The following is a 4,062-nucleotide window of genomic DNA, read 5'->3' as shown; positions in this document are numbered from 1 at the left end:
ATGCATACAAATTGGGAATTTGGAGATGTTCTCCTAGTTCTTTGAGACGTTTGGCCTCTCGCTCAAACAACTCAGTCGCTTTTTTATGTGCCTGACTACCCTGACTGCCATAAAATTGACTTAGAACCAATTGCTTAACAACACATCTTTCATTGAGCTTGTCTATATCTTCTGCGATATATGTGCGTGCAAACCCTCCTCTCCCTAATGGTGAGATGATTCGATAACGATTTCTCAATAGCGATACCAACTCTGTGCCACAACTGAGGCAGAAATTTGCCTCGTCAGGATTTTGGGGATTCTCGCAATTAGGATTTAGGCAGCAGACCATATAATTATCGCTGTCATTTTATTAGTTTTTAGAATATACCTTAAATTCTCTACAGGTGTTACATTGTAAAGTCTCTACATAGACAATGAGGTAGGCGTAGCCCGTCGTACACATCGCTTCTTGCTCTCCTAAACAATCGACTTAACTCTACATTGTGAGAATTTTGTGTAAGTTGAATATTTTTGTAGAAATACCTACTTCATTCTAGTCAATAGAAACCAGGCTTGGCGATCGCTTCTTTTTGATCCCAAACACGAAATAACCTGACTTTTAGCAGCCAAGAACTTCATCTCTCTTGGTCAAAGATCGCACTTTTCACCAAAGCATTTCAATGGCTAAATTTCTCTAGGCGAATCAACCCTAATTCTCAAAAGCAATACTGCCCTTCAGGTAACACCTGTTTGTAACAGAAGCTTTTTTTATCCTACCAACGCCGTAATTACCACACATCTCCATTGCGGGGTTTACAAAACTCCCCGCAATTGTGACGATTACGCTAGAATTATTAAAGGTTCTTTACAGAATTTGCCGATCGTTCCCAATTCTGTTAAAACAGCCTAGCATTCAAATGTAAATCTTATAAACCCCCTCTAGAGTTCACCAAAAGCTTCTATGACGCTCCCAATTCGCAACGTCGCCATTATCGCCCACGTTGATCACGGCAAAACCACCCTGGTTGACGCACTCCTCAAACAATCCGGCATTTTCCGCGAAGGCGAAGACGTTCCGGATTGCGTTATGGACTCCAACGCCCTAGAACGGGAACGGGGTATTACTATCCTGTCCAAAAATACGGCGGTTCGCTACAAAGAAACACTAATCAATATTGTTGATACTCCTGGACACGCTGACTTTGGTGGCGAAGTTGAACGCGTACTCGGCATGGTTGACGGATGTCTGCTGATTGTCGATGCCAATGAAGGCCCCATGCCCCAAACACGCTTTGTACTCAAAAAAGCCTTAGAAAAAGGGCTGCGCCCCATCGTTATCATCAACAAAATCGACCGTGGTCAAACTGACCCCCACGTTGCTGTTGATAAAGTTTTGGATCTGTTCTTGGAATTAGGGGCAGATGAAGACCAGTGTGATTTTACCTATCTGTTTGCCTCTGGTATGGCAGGTTTCGCCAAGGAAAGCTTGGAAGCAGAATCGGTAGATATGCAACCCTTGTTTAACGCGATTCTGCAACACGTTCCACCACCAGTAGGCGACAGCAAGAAACCTCTGCAATTGCAAGTTACAACCCTAGATTATTCTGAATATCTGGGACGGATTGTCATTGGCAGAATTCACAACGGTACTATCCGCTCAGGACAACAAGCTGCTCTAGTTACAGAAAATGGTACTATTGTCAAGGGCAAAATTACCAAATTGATGGGCTTTGATGGACTGAAGCGCGTAGAGATGGAAGAAGCAACCGCAGGTTATATTGTGGCGGTGGCTGGTTTCGCTGATGCTTATATTGGGGAAACGATTACTGACCCCAATGAACCGCAAGCTTTACCACTAATTAAAGTGGATGAACCAACCTTGCAAATGGCCTTCTGGGTGAATGATTCGCCTTTTGCTGGTCAAGAAGGCAAGTTGGTGACATCAAGACAAATACGCGATCGCCTATTCCGCGAACTCGAAACCAACGTTGCTTTGCGTGTCGAAGAAACCGATTCTCCCGATAAATTCCTCGTTTCCGGTCGTGGAGAACTCCACCTGGGTATCTTAATTGAAACCATGCGCCGGGAAGGCTTCGAGTTTCAGGTATCTCAGCCACAGGTAATTTACCGCGAAATCAACGGTCAACCTTGCGAACCTTTTGAACTCTTGGTGTTAGACATTCCTGCTGATGCTGTAGGTAGCTGTATTGAACGCCTGGGACAACGCAAAGGCGAAATGCAAGATATGCAACCAGGTAGTGGCGATCGCACCCAGTTAGAGTTTGTCATTCCCGCCCGTGGATTGATTGGTTTCCGGGGTGAATTCATGCGGATGACTCGTGGCGAAGGCATCATGAACCACAGTTTCTTAGACTACCGTCAAATCAGCGGTGATATTGAAGCTCGTAACAAAGGCGTTTTAATCTCCTTTGAAGAGGGTGTTTCTACCTTCTACGCCATGAGAAATGCCGAAGATAGAGGAGCATTCTTTATTACTCCCGGCACAAAGGTTTACAGAGGCATGATTGTAGGAGAACACAATCGTTCCCAAGATTTGGAATTGAATATCTGTAAAACCAAGCAGTTAACCAACCACCGGGCTGCTGGTGGCGATGAACTAGTGCAACTGCAAGCACCGATAGACATGAGTCTAGAGCGTGCTTTGGAATACATTGGCCCCGATGAATTGGTGGAAGTTACACCCCAATCAATTCGTCTGCGGAAGATGTCGAAGAAGTTGGCGAAACGGTAAGTAAAGTTTACTAATTGATTTAGAAAGCCCGCATAAGCGGGCTTTTTATTTTGTGGTAATAGGAAAATGAATATCTTAATACCTGAGTGGGTAACATAACACTGAGTCATTCATGTGTTCACTGTCTGGTGCGTATATATGTCGTGGGATTCTACAGTCTTTAGTATCTGTGCTTCAGGTAATTCTTGGTTATGGGCTGCTTGGAGTACCATTGATGATGCTTATAATTTTCTAGAAAAGCCTGAAAAGCAGTTAGAGATTGATTGCTTGTTTTTTGCTGAAGCTCCTTCTAAAGAAAATGCAATAAAAACAGCTCGTAACCTATTGGGTACTCACATTAAACAAATAGGCAACGAATGGGCAGCAGAAGTCTATAAAGAGATTCACAAGGAACCTCACATTAATGCTAATCAACCTGAAGTAGTCACTAATGAGCTTCAGCTATATTTAGATCAACTTCATTCATTAACTGGATTAGGTGCTGTGAAATCTACCGTTCAAGAGTTGGTAAATATTGCAAAAGTAGCCCAGATGCAAGCTCAAGCAGGTATAAAAGCTCCTTCAATCACTAGACACCTCGTATTCACAGGAAATCCCGGAACAGGCAAAACCACAGTAGCTAGGATTTTAGGCGAGATATACAAAAATCTTGGTGTTTTATCAAAAGGCCATTTTCTTGAAGTAGACCGGACTAATTTAGTTGCAGAATACTTGGGACAAACAGCACCCAAAACAGCAAAAGTAGTTGAATCTGCTCTTGGTGGTGTACTTTTTATTGATGAGGCTTACTCCCTTGTTCCAGACGGACGCGGCGATATGTACGGACAAGAGGCAATCAATACTCTTTTAAAGATGATGGAAGACTACAGAGAGGATCTAGTAGTTATTGTTGCAGGATATAAAGGGGAGATGTCTCGATTTATTGAATCTAATCCTGGTCTAAAGTCCAGATTTGCAAGATCGATTCATTTTGAAGACTATTGTCCGTCCGAGTTAACCGAGATTTTTAAAGTCAAGTGTGAACAGCACGGCTATTTGTTCTCAGAGAAGACTCTGGAAGCAGTGCGCTTTTTAGTTAATCAATTTGAACATCAAATAGGAGAACTTGGAAATGGTAGATTTGTAAGAAATATCTTTGATCGTTGTATTGCCATTCAATGTAACCGTTTAGCAGCATTAGCCCAACCATCAAAAATAGACCTTAAAACCTTTCAACCTGCTGATGTTCCCACTTATGAGCAACTGGGGCAGTATCTTGTTTAAGAATGTCAGAGTATCTAGTACCGCCTAGAGAGTCACTTTTCTAAACAGAAAGCGATATCTACGAT

General features: G+C 42.8%; 3 protein-coding genes. 2 read left to right on the top strand and 1 reads right to left on the bottom strand.

Features of this window, described 5'->3' with window-relative positions:
• Positions 1–331, bottom strand: a 331-nt coding sequence (locus IQ229_RS16325; RefSeq protein WP_322744004.1) for a 4-Cys prefix domain-containing protein, incomplete at its 3' end; no start/stop codon positions are given.
• 612 nt (positions 332–943) lie between these two features.
• Here IQ229_RS16325 and typA point away from each other — a divergent pair.
• Together typA and IQ229_RS16315 are read left to right on the top strand one after the other, a co-directional pair.
• Positions 944–2,734 (top strand): translational GTPase TypA, encoded by a 1,791-nt coding sequence (gene typA / locus IQ229_RS16320; protein WP_194045433.1) that lies wholly within the window; start codon positions 944–946, stop codon positions 2,732–2,734.
• A 267-nt stretch (positions 2,735–3,001) separates the two neighbouring features.
• Positions 3,002–3,997 carry an AAA family ATPase gene (locus tag IQ229_RS16315; protein WP_228013511.1) on the top strand — a complete coding sequence of 332 codons (996 nt, stop codon included), beginning with the start codon at positions 3,002–3,004 and terminating at the stop codon, positions 3,995–3,997.
• The last annotated feature ends 65 nt before the right edge of the window (positions 3,998–4,062 follow it).

Origin of the sequence: Nostoc cf. edaphicum LEGE 07299 (genome assembly GCF_015207245.1) — a bacterium.
In the GTDB taxonomy this organism is placed as follows: Bacteria; Cyanobacteriota; Cyanobacteriia; order Cyanobacteriales; family Nostocaceae; genus Nostoc; species Nostoc edaphicum_B.
The sequence above is the reverse complement of the archived record's forward strand: the minus strand, read 5'-3'. Positions and strand labels throughout refer to the sequence as shown.